This is a genomic window from Maridesulfovibrio spiralis (SeqCode), assembly GCF_048571135.1.
GTDB classification, from domain to species: domain Bacteria; phylum Desulfobacterota; class Desulfovibrionia; order Desulfovibrionales; family Desulfovibrionaceae; genus Maridesulfovibrio; species Maridesulfovibrio spiralis.
The window spans coordinates 2,318,518-2,337,941 of record NZ_CP182344.1; the positions used below are offsets into that span (position 1 = coordinate 2,318,518).

Genomic DNA, 19,424 nt, shown 5'->3' on the forward strand with positions numbered 1-19,424 from the left:
ATGGCCCGTTCACGAATGGTTTTCTGGATATTTTTCGCTCCGGTAATCCTGTGGTTGTTTCTTTTGATCGTGTTGCCGCTTTGCGACCTGCTGACCATGAGCTTCAGGGGCGAGAACGATTATGGCGACATGGTCTGGACTCTGCAAAACTATTTTAATTTCTTTGATGAGCCTATCTACTGGCTGACCTTTGTGCGTACCTGCCTCTATGCTATTGTAACCACTTTCATTGTGTTCCTGCTCTCAATGCCGGTCTCTTTTTACATCGCCAAGCTGGCCCGTGCGCGTGTGCAGGGAGCGCTTATGATTATGCTCCTGCTGCCATTCTGGGTCAGTGAGCTGGTGCGTATTTACGGCTGGATGATTCTATTACGCGAGTCCGGTGTGTTGAACTTTTTTATGCTTAGTCTGGGTGTTGTCGATAAGCCAATTGAGATGCTTTACAACGATGCGACCATGATTATGGGGCTGGTTTATACTTCTATGCTGTTCATGGTTGTGCCTTTGGTTTCGGTGATGGAGAGCCTTGACGACAGCCTTATCGAAGCGGCCCATGATCTGGGGGCCGGGCAGTGGACTATCTGGCGAACGATCATTATCCCGCACTGCAAACCGGGGATCACCTCCGGTTCCATTGTGGTTTTCATGCTTGTGCTCGGGAACTACCTGACTCCGAACCTCATGGGCGGCAAGAATTCCCTCTGGTTCACAGAGCAGATTTACAATCAGTTTATTGCCAGCTTCAACTGGAATCAGGGCTCGGCCTTCGGCTTTCTGTTGCTGATCCTTAGCTCTTTGATTATCTGGGCCGGACTTAAACTGACCCGCCAGAAATTAGGGGAGGTGGCATCATGATCCGTTCCCTGCCGCGTAGTAAGACCTACAACTGGTCTTTCAATTGTTTCATTATTTTGTACTTTGTGTTTTTGTTTGCCCCGCTGGTTGTGACCTGCGTGTTGGCCTTTAATAATTCAAATTTTCCTTCCCTGCCGTGGAAGGGCTTCACGATGGACTGGTTTATTTCCAGTGGACCGGAGCGAATCGGTATTTTTCATGATGACCAGAATCTTCGGTCCATTGTGACCAGTTTCCAGACTGCGTTCTTCGTTTCAATCCTGAGCGTGATCGTTGGAACCTGCGCCAGCTTCCTCTTTGAAAAAGAAGAATTCCGTTTCAAGGGATTGCTTTATTTTCTCATGCTGGCCCCGCTGGTCATTCCCGGCGTTATCCTCGGTATCTCGCTGCTGCTGGCATCGAATACTGTCGGAACCTATTTTGATGAGGCATTCGGGTTGGATTTCGAAGTGTTTCGGCCCAGCTTCTGGCTGGTAGTACTGGGACAGTTTTCATTCATTACTACTTTTGTAACCCTCGTTGTTTCGGCAAGGTTGCGCAAGTTCGACCATTCTCTCGAAGAAGCGGCCCTGAATCTTGGCGCAACCCAGTTGGAGGTTATCTGGTATATTACTTTGAAGTTTCTGCGTCCGGCTATCATCGGCGCCGGGGCGGTAGCTTTTTTGATGAGTTTTGAGAACTTTAACACCACCCTGTTTCTAGTCGGTTCGGAGCCGACACTGCCCATTAATCTTTACCTGCAGGTCCGGGACGGAAGTACCCCGGTGATCAATGCCGTTTCCTTATTGCTTATTGTGGGAACGTCTTTGATGGCGCTTTGTAATCTCTACTTTTCTAAACGAGAGGAGTAGGGGAGGTAAGATTTTCTGCACTGCTGTATATGAAATAGCCCGGTAGCGGATAATCCGTTACCGGGCTTTACTAATACACGCCTTAGCCATGATACCAAACAGTTCTGTTTGGGTAAGAATCCATTTACTCTGTTTTATCTTTCAGCTTAAGAACCCGTTTGCCGCCAGAGTTGAACGGCTGTATTCCGGTGTTGCGGTTCCGTCTAGCCATGGAACCGTCCGGAATGTTCTGGTGTAATATACACTTCTGCCTTGATAAATACCTCCATTCGCCGTTGCCATGCTTTGGGGTCAGTCTTGGTTTTCGGCGGTGTCACAGGTCGTTGTCCGGCAGAAACCGGGGTTTGATTTCTGCGTCGGGCAATGTCCAATTTAATGGACTTCCAAGGGCTTCCGTTGTCCGTGATCTGTTCCGTTATGCGGATTGGAATCAGTTCCCGGACCCGGATAGCTTTTTCCGGTCAGACCTTTGTCCCGCGTGGTAACCGGGACAATGCGCACTGAGTGTGAGGGAATGCGCAGTTAAGGGATGCTTCCGGAAATTTTGTAAATTTATATGTCGTTATAGACTCTGGTCACTCTGGCCATGAGAGTGGAAACTATTTCATAATTGATGGTTCCAAGTTCACAGGCCAGTCTTTCCGCTGAAAGCTCCGCTTGTCCCTGATGTCCGATTATGACCACCTCATCACCGGCAGCAACATTTTTAATTGTGCCGACGTCTATTACACTCTGATCCATGCATACCCGGCCTACAATATGGGCCTGTTGTCCATGAACAAGCACCTTTCCGGCTGATGACAGCTGACGCCTGTAGCCGTCAGCATAGCCTAGCGGTATGGTGGCCAGCTTTGTGGCTACGGGGGTTGTGTAGGTGTGGCCGTAGCTGACCCTGAATCCTGCAGGGACATCTTTTACCTGCGCTATACGCGCTTTGACCTGCATGGCCGGTCTCAGTTCCGCGTTCTGCTGGTGCACTCCGTTCGAGGGGTACAGCCCGTAAAGCATTATTCCGGGGCGGACCATATCCAGATATGTTTCCGGGAGATCTATGATCGCCGCGCTGTTGGCCGCATGTTTTATAGGGATGTGGATGCCCTTTTGTTCAAGATTTGCAATGATGTTTTTAAAATGCCGCAACTGGCTGAGTGCGCTTGTCTTGTCCGCTTCATCGCTGGCCGCGAAATGTGTGAAAATACCTTCTGTTTCCAGATGGGGAAGCTGGTGAATTACTGCTATGTTTTCCGGCAGCATGCCGTCCATGGTTTCATGTACCAGTCCGAGACGACCCATTCCGGTGTCTACTTTTATATGGACTTTTATTTTTCCGCAGCCTCGAGCTTGTTCATTGATCCGCAGTGCGTAGTCCGTTGAAAATACAGTCTGCGTTATGTTGTGGCGAAATAACTCGGTCGCTGCCTCCGGGGGAGTGTACCCAAGGATCAGAATCGGTTTTTCAATGCCTTGCTTCCGTATGCAGATTGCTTCATCAAGACGTGCTACAGCGAAATACTCCGCGCCGGCGTCATCCAGCAAGGCCGCTACTTTGCTGAGGCCGTGTCCGTAAGCATCTGCTTTGACTACAGCCATGATTTTGGATTGACCTTTGAGCAGCCGTTGCACCTCGCCGAAATTATGTTCGATCGCCTTCAGGTCTACTTCAGCCCAGACCGGGGCGAATGATGCTGGATTATGCATGGGCAACCTCATTCTTCTGCCGGCCAGAAATAGTCGGCTTGAAGGTTAAACATTATTCAGACCCCTTCCGGGTGGTGGTAAGCACCCGGAAGGAAGGTCTATGTGGGGTCCGTATTTCTTTTGCTTCTATGAAACTATTTTTTAGTTTCAGTAGCAGCGGAGGGAGTTGCGTTAGTGGAGCGTTGTTTTTCAAAATACTTCTTGGTTTCTGCCACAACAACCGGGGTCAGCATAAGCAGACCGATAAGGTTGGGGATGGCCATGAGACCGTTGAAAGTATCGGAGATGTTCCATACAAAGCTGAGCTTGGCGATGGCGCCGATACCAACGAAGCAGATGAACACGAGGCGGAAGGGCAGGATAGCCTTAACACCGAACAGGTATTCCATGGATTTTTCACCGTAGTAACACCAGCCGAGGATGGTGGAGTAGGCGAAGAGGATCAGGCCGATGGTAACAATGTGTGCACCGCCGGTCATACCTGCAGCAAAGGCTACGGTGGTCAGTTCCGCGCCGGTGGCGCCGCTGGACCATGCTCCGGTAATGATCAGCACGAGACCGGTCATGGTGCAGACGATCAGGGTATCGATGAAGGTCTGGGTCATGGAAACCAGAGCCTGGGTTACTGGCTCTTTGGTCTGTGCAGCAGCAGCTGCGATAGGAGCACTACCGAGACCGGATTCGTTGGAGAATACCCCGCGGGCAACACCCATGCGGATGGCCAGCATTACAGTCGCGCCTGCAAAACCGCCGACTGCGGAAGTGGGGTTGAAAGCCTGTTCGAAAATGAGGCCGAATGCTGCGGGAACTGCAGATATATTAGCTATGATGATGTAAGCTGCGCCGGCCATGTAGAAAACGATCATGACGGGGACGAGCAGTCCGGTAACTTTACCGATCTTTTTGATGCCGCCAAGGATAACTGCAGCTGTCAGGACCATCAGCAGGCCGCCTGTGATGTAGGGGGAAACGCCGTAGGTTGCTTCAACAGCGTCGGCAACGGAGTTGGACTGAACCATGTTACCGATGCCGAAACATGCGATGGAAGCGAAGATAGCAAAGAGAGTACCGAGCCAAGGCATGTTGAGGCCCTTGGAGATGTAGTACATGGGACCACCGCTCATTTCGCCGTTTTCGTCGACAACGCGGTATTTAACAGCCAGTACTGCTTCCGCGTATTTGGTGGCCATGCCCACGAGGCCGGTGATCCACATCCAGAACAGTGCGCCGGGGCCACCGACAGCGATAGCTGTGGCTACACCTGCGATGTTACCGGTACCGACTGTTGCGGAGAGGGCGGTCATCAGGGCCTGAAAGTGAGTGATGTCGCCGGGTTCGTCAGTGTCTTCTTTGCGTTTAATAAGGGCGAGGTAGAGGGCGTACCACAGTTTTCTGAACTGCAGTCCGCGCAGAGAGAAAGTCAGCCATATTCCTGTTCCGACGAGCAGGACAAGCATGGGCGGTCCCCATGCGAAGGCTCCTACTTTTCCAACCAGTCCGTCCAGTAAGGTCAAGAATTCCATATCATCCCCTTGTAAGTTTACAGGTTACTCCCAGACTGCCGAAAAAAACTCCAGCTGTGGTGTAAGGTTTCCGGTGAGCAGACCGGACCTATTTCCCTGTGGGGTTTAGGAAGGCACTGAAGCTTGCGCAGAGCGTCTGCGCAAGGCTCCAGTGCTTTTATGTGATTGTCTTATTTCACTTCAGGCAGTCTTCCTGGTTTTACTTATTGATCTGAATTGTCAGCAGATTTTTCTTACTATTAGTTGTCGTACAGAACGCCTTCAACGGGGGTGTATTCGAGATTGAATGCGTCAGCTACGCCCTTGTAGGTAACCTGTCCGCCGACCATGTTGATACCGGTCTTGATTGCGTTGCTTTCCTGAGCTGCTTTCTTCCAGCCTTTGTTGGCGATTTCAAGAGCGTAGGGCAGGGTTGCGTTTGTCAGGGCCATGGTGGAAGTCATGGGCACTGCACCGGGCATGTTTGCTACGCAGTAGTGGATAACACCTTCTACGTCGTAAACGGGATCACCGTGGGTGGTGGGCTTGGAAGTTTCGAAGCAACCGCCCTGGTCAATGGCGACGTCGACGATTACGGAACCGTTTTTCATGGATTTGAGCATTTCACGGGTAACCAGTTTAGGTGCTTTTGCACCGGCAACCAGAACTGCACCGACAACAACGTCAGCTTCCTGAACCAGTTCACGCAGCAGAGCGGGGCTGCTCATCATGGGGAAGCAGTTCTTGGGCATGATGTCGGAAAGGTAGCTCAGTCTTTCGAGGTTCATGTCGAGGATAGTTACTTTTGCGCCCAGACCGCAGGCCATGAGTGCTGCGTTGGTACCTACAACACCGCCGCCAATAACGACTACGCTTGCAGGAGCAACGCCGGTTACACCACCCATGAGCATGCCGCGTCCACCGAAGTAGCGTTCGAGGTATTTAGCACCTTCCTGAATGGACATACGTCCGGCAACTTCAGACATGGGGGTCAAGAGGGGCAGGTCGCCTTTGTCGCCTTCAACTGTTTCGTAAGCAATAGCGATGGATTTGTTTTTGACGAATGCGCGGGTCAGGGGCTCGTCAGGAGCAAAGTGGAAATAGGTGAAAACGATCTGGCCTTCACGAACCATGTCGTATTCAGAAGCCTGGGGTTCTTTAACGTGCATGACCATTTCGCATTCCGCATAGATTTCTGCGGGAGTGTCGATGAGCTTAGCACCGGCTGCAATGTAGTCTTCGTCGGAAAAACCGCTGCCGATACCGGCGGATTTTTCAACCCAAAGTTCGTGACCGTTTGCAATCATGACTTCAACACCGGAAGGTGTCATGGAAACTCTGTTCTCTTCAGCTTTGATTTCTTTCAAGATACCAACTTTCATTTCCAACTCTCCTGATTTGTTTGTTTTCCCCCGCAATCACAACGGGGCGTATTTTTTGAAAAAAGAGTCTGAACTCTCTTGGCTGGTTTTCCCTATCGCAATCCGTGTGCCAAAGTTGGTGGAATTTCGTAATTTCGTATTTATCGCAATGTTAAATCGCGTAAAAACGAATGTTTAGAGAAAATAATTAAAGATTGTGCAGATATTCACAAAATAATTCAACAATGTGGGTTAGTTTTGGTGTTGTGAGCGGTGGTCCGATAAGTTTCCGTTCAGGCGGTTGAATAAGAGATAAGCGGCAGAAATTGTGTGGTTTTGTTGTTAATGGTATGATAAGTTACCATAGGGTGAAAATGTACCGGATTGGAGGCTGGTTGGCGAAAATAAACGGATGAAAGGTGGTAATAAAAGATTCCAAAAAGAAAATCCCCACATCCATTTGGATGGATGCGGGGACAAGAATTTGTTGGACTAAAAAAGATTATACGACAGCATCTGTTGGTTCCCATGGAACTGATTTGTTTTTATTACGTAGCTGATGTTTTTGAATCTTTTTGAGCAGGGCTGTGTGTGATATTCCTAGTTTACCGGCAGCCTTGCGGATGCTCGGAGTTGTGTTCAGGGTATCGAGCAATATTTTCATTTCATATTTACCGATCATATCTTTCAGCGAAGTGCCTTGCTGGATTGTAAACGGAATCGTTCTGCATTGTTGGCCGCAGGTCGTTTGCTGGTCGGCATTTATGTGTATTGATTCGGCTGAAATTTCATTGGAATTACTGAAAATTGAGGCGCGTTCGATAACGTTCTGCAGTTCGCGCACATTGCCCGGCCAGCTGTAAGCGAGTAGCTTTTGTTGTCCGCTGGTGCTGATAGTTTGTTCTTTTTTTTCCAATTTGCGGTTGAAGCGGTTCAGGAAGATCCCAGCCATAAGCGTGATGTCGGTGTGTCTTTCTCGTAAGGGTGGAATCTGGATGTTAAGGACATTGATGCGGTAGAAAAGGTCTTCGCGAAAATCCCCGGCAGCAACCATGTCGGTAAGATTTTTGTTGGTTGCAGTGATTACTCTTGCATTCACCGGTATTTCTTCAACCCCACCGATGCGGCGCACACAGCCTTCCTGCAGAACGCGCAGGATTTTGGCTTGTGGTCCGGGAGGCATATCGCCGATTTCATCAAGGAAAATAGTCCCATTATGGGCTGCTTCAAATAAACCGGGCTTGCCTTTTTTTTTGGCTCCGGTGAAGGCTCCGTCAATATAGCCAAAGAGTTCGCTTTCGATAAGCTGTTCGGGCAGGGCCGCACAGTTAATGGGGATAAACGGGCCGGGGCGGCCGCTTTCAAAATGGATGGCCCGGGCGAAAAGTTCTTTACCTGTGCCGCTTTCTCCGGTGATGGAGACAATTGTATCCAGCTCTGCGATGCGTTTGGCAAAGGTTATCAGATTCTGGATGGCCGGGCTTTCGCCGATGAAGTCATCGAACTTGAAGTCGATGGGAGTCATCACTGCGTCGACCATTGCCTTAACTTCCTGCAGATCTTTCATGAGCAGAACCGCGCCGACAAAATCCCCCTGAGAATCATGAATCGGTTTGGCTGATCCGTAAAAATCAACCCGTCCGGTGCTGGTGACCGCAGATTTTCTTCTGTTTACGGGAATGCGTTTTTGCATGCACTCCATGAGTAGATTGTTTTTTGGCGTTATTTCACCGACATAGGTGTTCACGAGACTCTCGTAGGGAGTGTTCAAAATATGGCAGGCGACACTGTTGGCTGTATTGATGATCCCTTTGGAGTTGACAGAGACAATGCCCTCGCTCATGCCGTCAAATAAAGTACGGAACCATTTCTCCCTTTTCTCCTGAGGCAGTCTTTTCAGTTCGCAGTGGCTGTCTATTCCAGGAAGTGAGGAGAAAAGGTTGAGTATTTCTGATGTTTCATATGAGTGTCCTTCTTCTATCTCCAGTGATATGCGGGCGAAACCGTCTTTTTGCTCCACTTCCATGCTGATGATGTTCAACTTGTGTTCAAGCATCAGCTTGGTGATATCAAAGACAATCCCGATCCGGTCCTTGAACAGCAGTTTATACTTTTTGTTTTCAGGCATACGGCTTCCTCTTATGTTTGGAATGAGAGTAATCACTTTTTTATTCAAAATAAATAAAAAATGGAAACTTTTTGAACCATACTGTGCAAATAGATGAAATTGCGGGTGAATCGGTCTGATTTTTTTGTTCCAGTGGTTTGTACAGTTACCATGAGTTTCTTGGGCAGTGAGGGCCCCCTTGTTCATTAGGCATGCAGCTGATAATCTCATGCTTACGTAGTAACCTGTACCTCATGGGGAACCTGTGATTTCATATTCCGATACAGTTAGGGTGTCTGAGTCTTCTTTTCGGCAGAAGGTCGTCCTGTTATTTGTTTTGTTCGTTCTGTTGTTTTTAGGTTCCCCTGACTCCCGCGCCGAGGAATTTATAAAACCTTCCATGTCTGTTCAAAAGGATGGGCTGCCCGGGTTGGGGCTTACTGATGATGAAAAGGAATTTCTCCGTAAGGGGGTTGTTCTGCGCATCAGTGAGGTGGACTGGGAGCCGCTATCCATTATTGATGAAGATGGTCATTTTCGGGGAATTATTGCGGACTATATGGCGATGATCAGCGAGCTGTCCGGTCTTAAATTCAAGTTTATCAACAGCCGCTCATGGGCTGAAGTCCTGAATAAATATACCCGGCATGAGTTGGATCTTATCCCGGCACTTAGTCTTGAAGAAATGGTCGGGCGGGATATTCTGTTTTCAGATGTTTATGTCTCATTTCCATTAGTTATAGTTACTGCTGGTGGTCAGGCATCTGTAAGTGATCTTTCGCAGTTTAAAGATAAGAGGGTTGCAGCAGGGCAAGCATACACCAGTTATCATTATCTCGAGGAAAATTATCCCGGGATTGAGCTCGTGGGAAGTGTGGATGTGGAGGAAGGCCTGTTGCTGCTGACCAAGGGGAAGGTTGATGCTTTTGTGGGCCATCTGGCGGTTGTCGTTGATAATATGAACAGGTTGGGGCTGAAGAATCTGAAAATTGCCGGAACCACTAAATATGAATTTGAGCATCGCATAGGTGTTTCTCCAGAATATCCGCAGGTTGTGTCCATCATCAATAAAGCGCTGGCGGCCATTGATGATGAAGCACACCGTGAGATACGTCATAAGTGGTTTGACGTTCGTTATGAGCAGGTTACTGATTATAGAGAGGTCCTTTTCCTCGTTGCTGTTCTTCTATTAGCGTTGGCTACGATTATTTTTTGGAACCGCAAGTTGTTTAAGCTGAATGAATCATTGAACAAGGAAGTGTCGCGTCGTCGCAGAATGGAGAAGGTTCACAATATCCTCTATGAAATAGCTCTTTCGGTGTCCCGTGTTTCAGGTATTGATGAATTTTACTCTATTGTGCAGGGCCAGGTTAATAAGCTCATGCATGCCCGTAATTTCTATATTGCGGCGTATGACCGGGAAACAGATATGATCAGCTTTCCGTACTTTTCGGACGAGAAAGAATCTGCTCCATCTACGAGGAAAATGGGGGTCGGGCTGACTGATTATGTGATCCGAACCGGGGAGCCTTTGTTCGGCGACAGGGGGACCCGTCTGGGGTTGCGCGATGAGGGTGAGTATGAATTAATTGGACCCGGATGTGAAATCTGGTTGGGAGTTCCCCTTAAGCTGTGGGGGGATGTTGTCGGTGTCATGGTTGTTCAGTCCTATGATTCCAAGCGGATTCTTGATGAAAAGGATTTTGAGGTTCTGCTGTTTCTTTCTTCTTATGTGGGGCTGGCGCTGGAGCGTTTGTCACTTGTGGAAAAAGGCCGTGAGCAGACTCTTGCCCTTAAGGAAAGGGAGATTAAATACCGGGCTGTTTTTGATAATGCCAGTGATGCCATTCTGCTGATGGATCTTGATCACCGTTTGATCAGTGCCAACCCGGAAGCGGTCTCAATGTTTCGCTGTTCATCCGAAGAGGAGTTGCTGGCTACAAATCCCAGTCATCTTATTTCACCGGATCAGCCTGCCGGAGTTTCGGTAGACACACTTTTAAGTAGTTGGATACGCACGACTTTAGAAGATGGAGGAATGGATTTTGATATTGTTTGCAGGCGCAGGGATGGTGAAAATTTTTTCGCAAGCGTGCGTGCCCGCAAGATGGAGATCGACGGAATTCCTCTTTTGCAGGCCACATTAAGCGACGTTACCGAGAACCGGAGGACCAAGAAGGAGCTGGAGGACACCAACCAGCGGCTGAATGATATTGTTGATTTTCTGCCAGACCCGACTATTGTTATCGATAGTGCCGGAATTATTCAGGCCTGGAATAAGGCTGTTGAAGATGTCACCGGGGTGAGCAAGAAGGATATGCTCGGGAAAGGTGACTATGAATATGCGATACCTTTTTACGGCGAGCGCAGGCCTATTCTCATTGATTTTGCACTGAGAGATGATCTGGACCCGCTTACCGACAGGTATGAATCATTGGAACGCCGTGGGAATGTGCTTTATGGAGAGGTATATACCCCAAGGGCTTTTGACGGGGAAGGTGCTTATTTTTGGGGTGTAGCCGGGCCGTTGCGCAACCGTGCCGGTAAAATTGTCGGTGCTGTTGAGTGTATGCGTAATGTTACAGAGCGCAGGCAGGTTGAAAAAGAGCTTAACCGGGCGAGGCTTGCTGCCGAAGCGGCCACCCGTGCTAAATCAGAATTTTTGGCTAACATGAGTCATGAAATACGTACCCCCATGAACAGTATCCTTGGGTTCGGTTCTCTGATGCAGAATGGCGATCTTGAACCTGCCCAGCGGGAGAACCTTGATAAGATAATGTCTTCTGCCGATTCCCTGCTTTCCATTATCGGTGATATCCTAGACTTTTCCAAAATTGAGGCCGGAAAATTCATACTTGAAAATGTAGAGTTTAAGCTGGACACGGTGCTGGAGAAAATCTGCAACATGGTTGCAGTTAAAGCAGAGCTTAAAGGGATTGATTATGTCCTTTCCGTTGACCCGGATGTTCCTTTCTCTCTTTATGGCGATCCCTTGCGGCTGGAACAGGTATTGACCAATCTTGTGAATAACGCCGTCAAATTTACCGAAACAGGCGGAGTCAGTCTGATTGTTAGTTGTGAGAACGGTTGCAAAGATGATTCTCAGATCAGGTTTACGGTCAAGGATAGTGGTATTGGGTTAAGTGCTTCTGAAATATCCCAATTATTCAATTCTTTTACTCAGGCAGATGCATCTACTACCCGTAAATACGGTGGAACCGGGCTTGGGCTGGCTATTGCCCGTTCACTTGTGGAGCTGATGGGTGGAGCTGTAAATGTTGAAAGTCAGCCCGGAGTTGGAAGCTCTTTCTATTTTACTGTCCCCTTGAAGAAGGCTGATGAAGGTAGCGGATCATATCTTCCCAGAGTCAAGGACGGTGTGGGAATCCTTGTGGTTGAGAGCAATAGGCTTGCCCGGGGGTTTGTGCGTTCGACATTGGAAAATGCGGGCTTCAGGGTGGCTGTGGACAGTTCAGCTGCCGGTGTGATTCAAAGGGTGGCTGCGCCGAATGGACTGGATGGGATCGATTTTATTTTTATGTCTGCCAAACTGTATGACCTGCCCGTGCTTGATGTTGTTGGGCGGATCAAGACAACTGCTGGAATGGAAAATGTGCCGCTTATTTTGATGGTTCCTGTGGATGTGGATGAAGAATTTCGTAGTGAGGCCGCTTTTATGGGGGCGGACGGCTTTGTCTCCCGGCCGTTGACCCGGCTGTCGATGTATAAGGCCCTGTGTAATGAATTTAATTATCCGGGAGTTTCTGTAGCTCTTGATGAATTGGAAAGAACAGAATGTGAGCTGGATTTTAAAGGCAAACCACCCAGACTTCTGGTCGTAGAAGACAATGAATTGAATCAGCAGGTTGCCCGCCGTATACTGGAAGGAATGGGCATGGAGGTTGATGTTGTCGGGAACGGGCGCAGAGCCTTGGATGCTTTGGCTACCGAGGTTTATAATCTGGTTTTGATGGATATTCAGATGCCGGAGATGGACGGACTTACAGCCACAAAGATTATCCGTTCGGATGGACGTTACGGGAATATTCCTATCCTTGCCATGACCGCCCACGCTATGCCGGATGATAAGAGAAAGAGTCTCGAAGCGGGGATGAACGGTCATTTGACTAAGCCCATTAATACGCAGGAGTTAAGAAAAGCACTGACTAAATATCTGGACACAGAACTTTTCGTCTACACCCCGGAGCAGGAAACCGACGAAGATGATGATTTCCTGCCTGTGGATTTGCCCGGTATCAATACTGCCCGCGGGCTGCGTAATATCGGCGGAAATAGGGAGGGCTACTTAAAAGTTCTGCTGGGTTTCAGGGACGGATTTATTGGGTTCCCGGCTGAACTTGGAAAAGTTTTATCAGTTTCTGGCCCGGAGCAGGCTCTGATTAAAGTTCATTCCCTTAAAGGGATTGCCGGAAATATAGGGGCGACTAGACTTTATGAACTTTGCCGTTCTCTTGAAGGAGAGTTGCGCGGCGAAGGAGGTGATAACTCCGCCGGGGAGTTGGAAGCCCTAGTGGTTGAACTGGAAATGATCCTCGAAGGACTGGAGGGGATTGAGTCCGTTAAGGATCAGCAAAGCCGTGAGTATGTGTTTAATAAAGAAAAAAGTTTTAATCTCATTGGCAAATTGTATATGATGCTCGGTGAAGGTGATGCTGAATGCGGAGATGTGTTGGATGAGTTACGGGTTCATTTCAATCTTGAAAGATATGAAAAGCAACTGGATGAATTGACCCGACACATTGATAATTTCGATTTTGATGACGGACGCTCGGTATTGGAGATGATTGCGGAGCAACTGGGTATTACGTTGGAACACAGGTAGGAAAAATGGAAGAAAGAGCAAAGATCCTGATTGTTGATGATGAACGTTTGAATCTCAATGTCCTTTCGGACCTGTTGCGCCAGGATTATAAGGTTGTCCTGGCTAAAAATGGTAATCAGGCTCTGGACCGGATTAATTCAGACAGTCCTCCGGATCTTGTTTTGCTGGATGTTCTCATGCCGGAAATGGATGGCTATGAGGTGTTGCGCAAGATCAAATCCAACGATGAAACCAAGTCTATTCCGGTAATTTTCATTACCGCCCTTGATTCCGAACATGATGAAGCCCGTGGGTTGGAAATGGGTGCTGTGGATTATATCCGAAAACCGTTTCACCCGCCCATAGTCAAAGCGAGAGTTAAGAACCATCTTACGCTTTCCCGCCAGCGAATTCTTCTGGAAGGATTGGCCAACCTCGACGGTCTGACCGAAATGCCCAACCGCAGAAGTTTTGAACTGGCCCTTGAAAGGGAATGGCGTCGTTGTAGCCGTTCGGGGGACAATATATCTCTGGCGATGCTCGATGTAGACTGTTTCAAGCAGTACAACGACAACTACGGTCATACTGCTGGCGATGAAGTTCTGCGAAAGGTTGCCGGAGTTTTACAGTCAGAGGTGCAGCGTCCCGCAGATGTTGCGGCCCGTTATGGTGGAGAGGAATTTGTCCTTTTACTGCCCGAAACCGATTCGGACGGGGGCAGGTATCTGGCTGAACGGATCAGGTTTATTATTGCAGATTTGGAGATCGAGCATGGGTTTTCATCGGTAAGTAACGTGCTTACTGTCAGTCTCGGCGGTGTTACCGTGATTCCTTCTACTTTTTCAAAGGCGCAGGATCTTACCGTTGGTGCAGATTCAATGCTTTACGAGGCCAAGCGCAGGGGCCGGAACATGGTTCTCTGGACCGATTTGACTTAATCCTGTTTCCCTTCCGGGAACCATATTTTATAGGAAGTTCCTTCACCGGGAGTGCTGTTGCATTCTATGTTACCGCCCAGAGCCCGGGTCACCAGATTGTAGACCAGATGCATTCCCAGTCCTGTGTTACCGGAACTTCTGGCTGTGGTGTAGAAAGGCTCAAAGACCTTCATGGCCTGTTCTGATCCCATGCCGATGCCATTGTCGGAAAACGTTAGGGCAACACCGTTGTTTTGGGGCCTTGCGGTGATGGTAATCTGTCCTTTCTCGGTGTCCGGGAAAGCATGTATCAGCGAATTGCTCACTATGTTGGTTATGACTTGCATCAATGAACCCGGGGAGATGTTGACTTCCATACCCTTGGGGCAGTCCACGTTCAGTTCATGCCTGTATTCTTTGAATCTTGGTTTTAGTGAGAGTAATATTCCGTTTATGTATTCATATAGATTTACCTGGCGGACATCGCCGGATTCCTGATCCACTGCAAGTTGTTTGAAGTTGCTGATCAGGGATGCTGAACGCTCTAGGTTTTTCATAATGTTCTCGAATGCTTCTCCACTGGTGTTTAGGAATTTTTCAAGATCCGACCTTTTCATGGTCCCTGATTCAAAACTTTCCTGTAGGTTCTCGGTCATTTCTTTCATATACGACGCGCTGGTGACACTTATTCCCAGCGGGGTGTTGATTTCATGGGCAACTCCGGCTACCAGCTCCCCGAGAGATGCCATCTTTTCTGTTTCCACCAGCTTGTCTTGGGTCTGGCGCAGTTCATCCATGGATTTGAGCAGGGCGGAGTTGGCGTTTTCAAGCTCCGTTGTCCGCATGGTCACCCTTTCCACCAGTTCCCGGTTCAAGGATTTCATTTCCTGTTCAACTGTTTTGATGTGGGAAATATCCGTGGAGATGGTCAGGATGGCCGGATTGTTATTGTCCGTGGAAATGTAGGGAACACGGGTGGTTTCAACCCAATGGGTGTCGCGGTTTTCATCCCGGAAGCTTTCTTCGGTCAGCAGTTTCTCGTTCCGCTCGATCACCAGACGGTCATCTTCCATGATCCGGGTGACCTCTACCGGATTCTTAATTATTTCAGGTAGGAATTTGCCGGTAATGTCCTCGGCAGGCACACCCATTTTTTTTGCTTTTATGCTGTTGACCAGCAGGAATTTACCTTCAAGATCATTGGCAAAAATTTCCTGCGGCAGAAGATCAATTATCTGGCGCAGTCTTTCTTCGCTTTCGTTGGCTTTTTTTACAGCCTCTCTGTTTTCCGTGACATCAAGCCCTTGCAGAAGGATGAAGTCAGGCTCGCGGTCCGGGTTCATTCTTACCGGGGAGAAAGTCCAGATGAAGAATTTGATTCTATCCTCTCCGGAATGAACTGGAAGTTCCAGAACCGGAGTAAGGTCTCCCTGTATCGCCTGTTGCAGGGCCTCGGTAATCTTTATGTGGTAATCATTGTGGAACAGGGAGGTCAGTGATTTATTTGCTCCCAAGCCTTCTGTCTGCCCGGTCAGATTCGCTGCGGCAGGGTTCATGTCCATGATGTTCCCGTTGATGTCGCAGTTTAGGATCGGAGCTTTGGCCGAGGAAAAAAGTTTGGAAATATATGCACTGTTTTCTGCCAGCATTGAAACCATTTCTTCCATCATCAGGCCAAGCTGGTTGAATTCCTTTACCTGTCCGGGCACAAATTTAGTGTTTCGCTCTCCAGAGGTGACATTCTGGGCATAGTCGGTAAGCATGTTCAACGCCTTGAGAATCTTTTTCTGTAGTCCCCATGCGGTGATGATTGCCAGCAAGGCAGCCAGCGAGAGCAGGATACCCAGATTCTGCATGTAGTTTTTCTTCAGAGATTGAAAAGCAGGATTTAGCCTTGAAAAACTGAATAATAAGGGGCTGTCCGCCTGTTCAGGGAGCAGCTGAATGGTTGAATATATCAGCTCTTCATCAATTTTGAATTCTCCCGGTTTGATATTGATGGTCCAGTCAATTAGCTTTTTCATTTCAGGCTTGGCGGGATTGGATGTGCTGATGATAAGCCGGTGTCTGCTGATCAAAGCGCCGTTGATGGCTGATGATGCGCTTTTTAAGCGATCTATGAATGAGACATTGGAGTTGAGGTCTATACCGCCATAGAGAATTCCGGAAACTTCCCCTGTCTGTTGATTGAAGATGGGGACGGCGCAAACCAGCATGGTTCTGATGTTCTTCAGGGAACGAAATGAAAGGTATCCCCATGCCGGGGATGTGCTCATGGTATTTTTGAATTTATTGCGTAGTTGTACGATGGGCAGTTCAATAATCCCAGCTTCGACCCATTTTTGGCCTTCACGGTAAACGGTCATAACGTCCAGCAGGTAGCCCTGTTTGGAGTTCATGAACTCATACATTTTCTGGTCAAGATGACTGCCGTCATTATTAGAGATCGCCTCCTTGAAATTTGAATCAAGGGTCATCTCGATGAGGTCGTCTTTAATGTCTTCAAGAGTGTTGTTCAGCGCAAGAGAAACAATACTTTCTGTCTTTTCATTGTCGATGGAAAGTTCGTTTTCAAGGGTTGTTTTGGACAGGTAGAAAGACCACGCGAATATGAATATCCCCATGACCACCACCAATGCCAGCATTGGGGTGAATAATTGTGTTGTGAGTCCCGGTGGTTCCTTGAAAAGTCGTTTCATCAGTTGTCCTTTGGTTTACCGGAATAACGGAAACTCTCCTGTTGCAGTTTCTGCAACCTTTTTTCCGAGATTCCTTTTACCAGTATTTCAAACCTGCCGGAAAAGACAAGTGGGAGTTGTGATTTTTTTCCAAGCATATCAAGAACGATAGCGTCTGCCATGGCTACTCCGTTATCGTCATTTATGCGCATTATCGTTACATCCAGTTCTCCGTTTTTTATTGCTTCGATTTCAGGCGATCCGCCTCCCCAGCCGTTGAGTAGGATTTTCCCTTGTAACCCGGCTGATTTCAGGGCTTCGCTGGCACCGAGGGCTATGTCGGTGGAGCAGGCGTAAATAAATTTAATATCAGGGTGTTTTTCAGTGATACTTATGGTTGCCTTACGTGCTTTCTCTTTGTTGATACCGGTCTGGAACAGTGAAGTAAGGTCCAGTGAAGTGTTGTTGTCCATGTATGAAATAAATGTTTTGCCACGGACATCATTGAGATAACCCGGTTCGGGAAGAAGAACTGCATAGTTGCCTTGTTTTCCGGTTTTGTCGGCGAAATAGCGGGCAAGGGTTTTGGCCCCGGTAGCGTGGTCGAAGCCGACGTACATAAAGGGCTGTTTGTTATCCCATGCTTTCAAGGGAGTAGTGATGTTCTGGAGGATTATTTTAGGTTTTCCGCTTATCAGTACTGGCTCAATCATTCGCTGGTGGCGTCTGGTATCAAAAGTAAAGATCAGGAAATCCGGTTCTGTTTTTACTGCTTTGCGGAAGATTACAGCATGTTCGGCTGTTGATGCGGAGGGTGGAATGGGGAAATTTATGATCTCAGGCTTAACACCGTATTGGAGAAGTCTGTTCTTGAACGATTCTCTGCTCCGCCGCCAGTAATCTGAAATCTGACCGCCCGGATAGATGAAGGCTATTTTGGGTTGGGTCAGGTTGTGGTACTGTTTGACAGTGTTCCGGCGGACTATTTTTTTGAAGCTGTCTTCCCGGATTTTTTCTTCCGGATGGTTTTCTATGTATTCATCAAGAGTGTAGTATTTTTCGGCAGAAGCTGGCTGGGCACAGAAAAGGACGGCAAGGACGGCTATCAGATGCAGGATTGATTGTATTTTCATAACTGTCTCCATATTTCAGTTTTTACAAAGGAAATATGGAGACAGCATATCAGAATCGCAGCTAAATGTAACTTATGGATTATGATGTTGCGCTAAGCGGTGTTCGCTGCCTGAGCAGGGATACTCCAGCGTAAACCAGCGGGGTATCGAGAAAGGCGATGGCAACCTTGGCAACCCATTGCCCGATAATGATTTCGGTGACAGGCATTACTCCGTAAAATGCTACAGTTACGAAAATAGTGGAGTCAATCAGCTGGGATACGATTGTTGAGAGGTTGTTGCGCAGCCAGAGGTGTTTGCCTCCGGTCATCCTGCGCAGCAGGTGGAAGATCCGCACGTCATTGGTCTGGCTGACAAGATAGGCCAGCAAAGAAGCCATAACAATGCGTGGAGTGCTTGCCAGTACGCTGGCAAATCCTTCCTGACCATGCCAGAACGGGGCCGGGGTCCAGTAGAGCGCAGCCCACGAAAGGGCGATGGCGGTGAGCAGGGCGATGAATCCGCAATGAATAACTTCATTGGCCCGTTCCTTTCCCCATATCTCACTGATGATATCGGAGACAATAAAGGTAACGGAGTACGCAAGAACCCCTGCGGGGGCGTAAAAGCCGAAGATGTTGATAATCTTGGAAGATACAACCGCGGCCATGACCAGCGAGCCGATGAAAAGGCTCGTGAGAAGAGTGAACGCTTTGCGTTCAAAGGTTGAAGAGAGCATTGGATTCCCTTGTGTTGGATGTTTATTCTCTGAAGCGGAATCCACCCGGAACGGGCAAAAGGGAGAAAGTCCCGCGCCTCGGCAGTTCCGCTCCGGGGCAAAAGTTCAAGATGGAGGGTTGCCAGTAATCGGCCTAAAAGTCAAAACCGAAATGGTGGAATGGCAGGCTTGCTTTTGCCGGGCAAGCTGTTAAGTGCTGTGGACCGTTTGAGGAACTTTTCAGATTAGACTGTTTATCTATGGAGAAGATTAAAAAATGAAAACAACCAAAAGTCAGGACAAGACCGAATCCCTTGTCTCACTCGGTCAGGCAGGGGCTACTGAATACAATTATGATAGTCCTAACCCTGAAATTCTTGAGACTTTTCCCAATAATTTCCCCGGCAGACCCTACATCATCAGTATTGAATTTCCAGAGTATACTTCGCTTTGCCCTGTAACCGGGCAGCCGGATTTTGCTAACATTATAGTGGAGTACATCCCGGATGAACTCTGTGTGGAATCCAAGAGTTTCAAGCTTTATATGGGCTCTTATCGCAACCATCAATCTTTCATGGAAACCATCACCAACAATATTCTTGATCACTTCACGGGACGTCTTTCCCCGCTTTGGATGAGGGTGAAGGGTATTTTTTCACCCCGTGGCGGAACTGCACTGCATGTTTTTGCCGAGCATTACAAGAAAGAAAGCACTAAGTATGAAGAGGTTCGCGAAATTGTCCGCGACTGGAAGATGGAATCCGGTAGACATTCTGCCTAGTTTTATTTACGTGCAATAACAG

Annotated in this window: 12 protein-coding genes; 5 read left to right on the forward strand and 7 right to left on the reverse strand. The window is 48.2% G+C overall.

Translation table 11 applies throughout. From position 1 onward, the window contains the following. Together ACNI29_RS10400 and ACNI29_RS10405 are read left to right on the forward strand one after the other, a co-directional pair. The gene (locus tag ACNI29_RS10400; protein WP_419778310.1) at positions 1-855 is read left to right on the forward strand and encodes an ABC transporter permease; all 855 of its coding nucleotides are present in this window, start codon (positions 1-3) and stop codon (positions 853-855) included. Next, positions 852-1,706 carry an ABC transporter permease gene (locus ACNI29_RS10405; RefSeq protein WP_419778311.1) on the forward strand — a complete coding sequence of 285 codons (855 nt, stop codon included), beginning with the start codon at positions 852-854 and terminating at the stop codon, positions 1,704-1,706. The genes ACNI29_RS10400 and ACNI29_RS10405 overlap by 4 nt, the downstream gene beginning before the upstream one ends. 552 nt (positions 1,707-2,258) lie before the next feature. On the opposite strand, the gene alr is transcribed toward ACNI29_RS10405, so the two are convergent. From alr to ACNI29_RS10425, 4 genes are all read right to left on the reverse strand, one after another. Then, positions 2,259-3,404, reverse strand: a complete 1,146-nt coding sequence (alr, locus tag ACNI29_RS10410; RefSeq protein ID WP_419778312.1) for an alanine racemase — start codon at positions 3,402-3,404, stop codon at positions 2,259-2,261. 134 nt (positions 3,405-3,538) lie between these two features. Then, positions 3,539-4,927 (reverse strand): alanine/glycine:cation symporter family protein, encoded by a 1,389-nt coding sequence (locus ACNI29_RS10415; RefSeq protein WP_419778313.1) that lies wholly within the window; start codon positions 4,925-4,927, stop codon positions 3,539-3,541. A 239-nt stretch (positions 4,928-5,166) separates the two neighbouring features. Beyond that, entirely contained in the window at positions 5,167-6,288 is a 1,122-nt protein-coding gene (ald, locus tag ACNI29_RS10420; protein ID WP_419778314.1) for an alanine dehydrogenase, read from the reverse strand. Positions 6,289-6,769: 481 nt separating this feature from the next. Beyond that, a complete protein-coding gene (locus ACNI29_RS10425; protein ID WP_419778315.1) occupies positions 6,770-8,395 on the reverse strand; it encodes a sigma-54 interaction domain-containing protein in 1,626 nt (541 codons plus the stop codon). A gap of 379 nt (positions 8,396-8,774) precedes the next feature. On the opposite strand from ACNI29_RS10425, the gene ACNI29_RS10430 reads away from it, so the two are divergent. Both ACNI29_RS10430 and ACNI29_RS10435 read left to right on the forward strand, forming a co-directional pair. Then, positions 8,775-13,217 (forward strand): response regulator, encoded by a 4,443-nt coding sequence (locus ACNI29_RS10430; protein WP_419778316.1) that lies wholly within the window; start codon positions 8,775-8,777, stop codon positions 13,215-13,217. Between the two features lie 5 nt (positions 13,218-13,222). After that, positions 13,223-14,134, forward strand: coding sequence for a diguanylate cyclase (locus tag ACNI29_RS10435; RefSeq protein ID WP_419778317.1), 912 nt, complete (start codon positions 13,223-13,225; stop codon positions 14,132-14,134). Here the strand turns inward: ACNI29_RS10435 and ACNI29_RS10440 are convergent. From ACNI29_RS10440 to ACNI29_RS10450, 3 genes are all read right to left on the reverse strand, one after another. Continuing rightward, a complete protein-coding gene (locus ACNI29_RS10440) occupies positions 14,131-16,812 on the reverse strand; it encodes a LuxQ periplasmic sensor domain-containing protein (protein ID WP_419778318.1) in 2,682 nt (893 codons plus the stop codon). The genes ACNI29_RS10435 and ACNI29_RS10440 overlap by 4 nt on opposite strands. Then, a complete protein-coding gene (locus tag ACNI29_RS10445) occupies positions 16,812-17,924 on the reverse strand; it encodes a substrate-binding domain-containing protein (protein ID WP_419778319.1) in 1,113 nt (370 codons plus the stop codon). Before ACNI29_RS10445 ends, ACNI29_RS10440 begins: the two co-directional genes overlap by 1 nt. A gap of 79 nt (positions 17,925-18,003) precedes the next feature. Then, complete coding sequence (locus tag ACNI29_RS10450) at positions 18,004-18,642, reverse strand: queuosine precursor transporter (protein WP_419778320.1); 639 nt, start codon at positions 18,640-18,642, stop codon at positions 18,004-18,006. A gap of 256 nt (positions 18,643-18,898) precedes the next feature. Here ACNI29_RS10450 and queF point away from each other — a divergent pair, with 256 nt between their 5' ends. Further along, entirely contained in the window at positions 18,899-19,402 is a 504-nt protein-coding gene (queF, locus tag ACNI29_RS10455) for a preQ(1) synthase (protein ID WP_419778321.1), read from the forward strand. Positions 19,403-19,424: the final 22 nt, after the last annotated feature.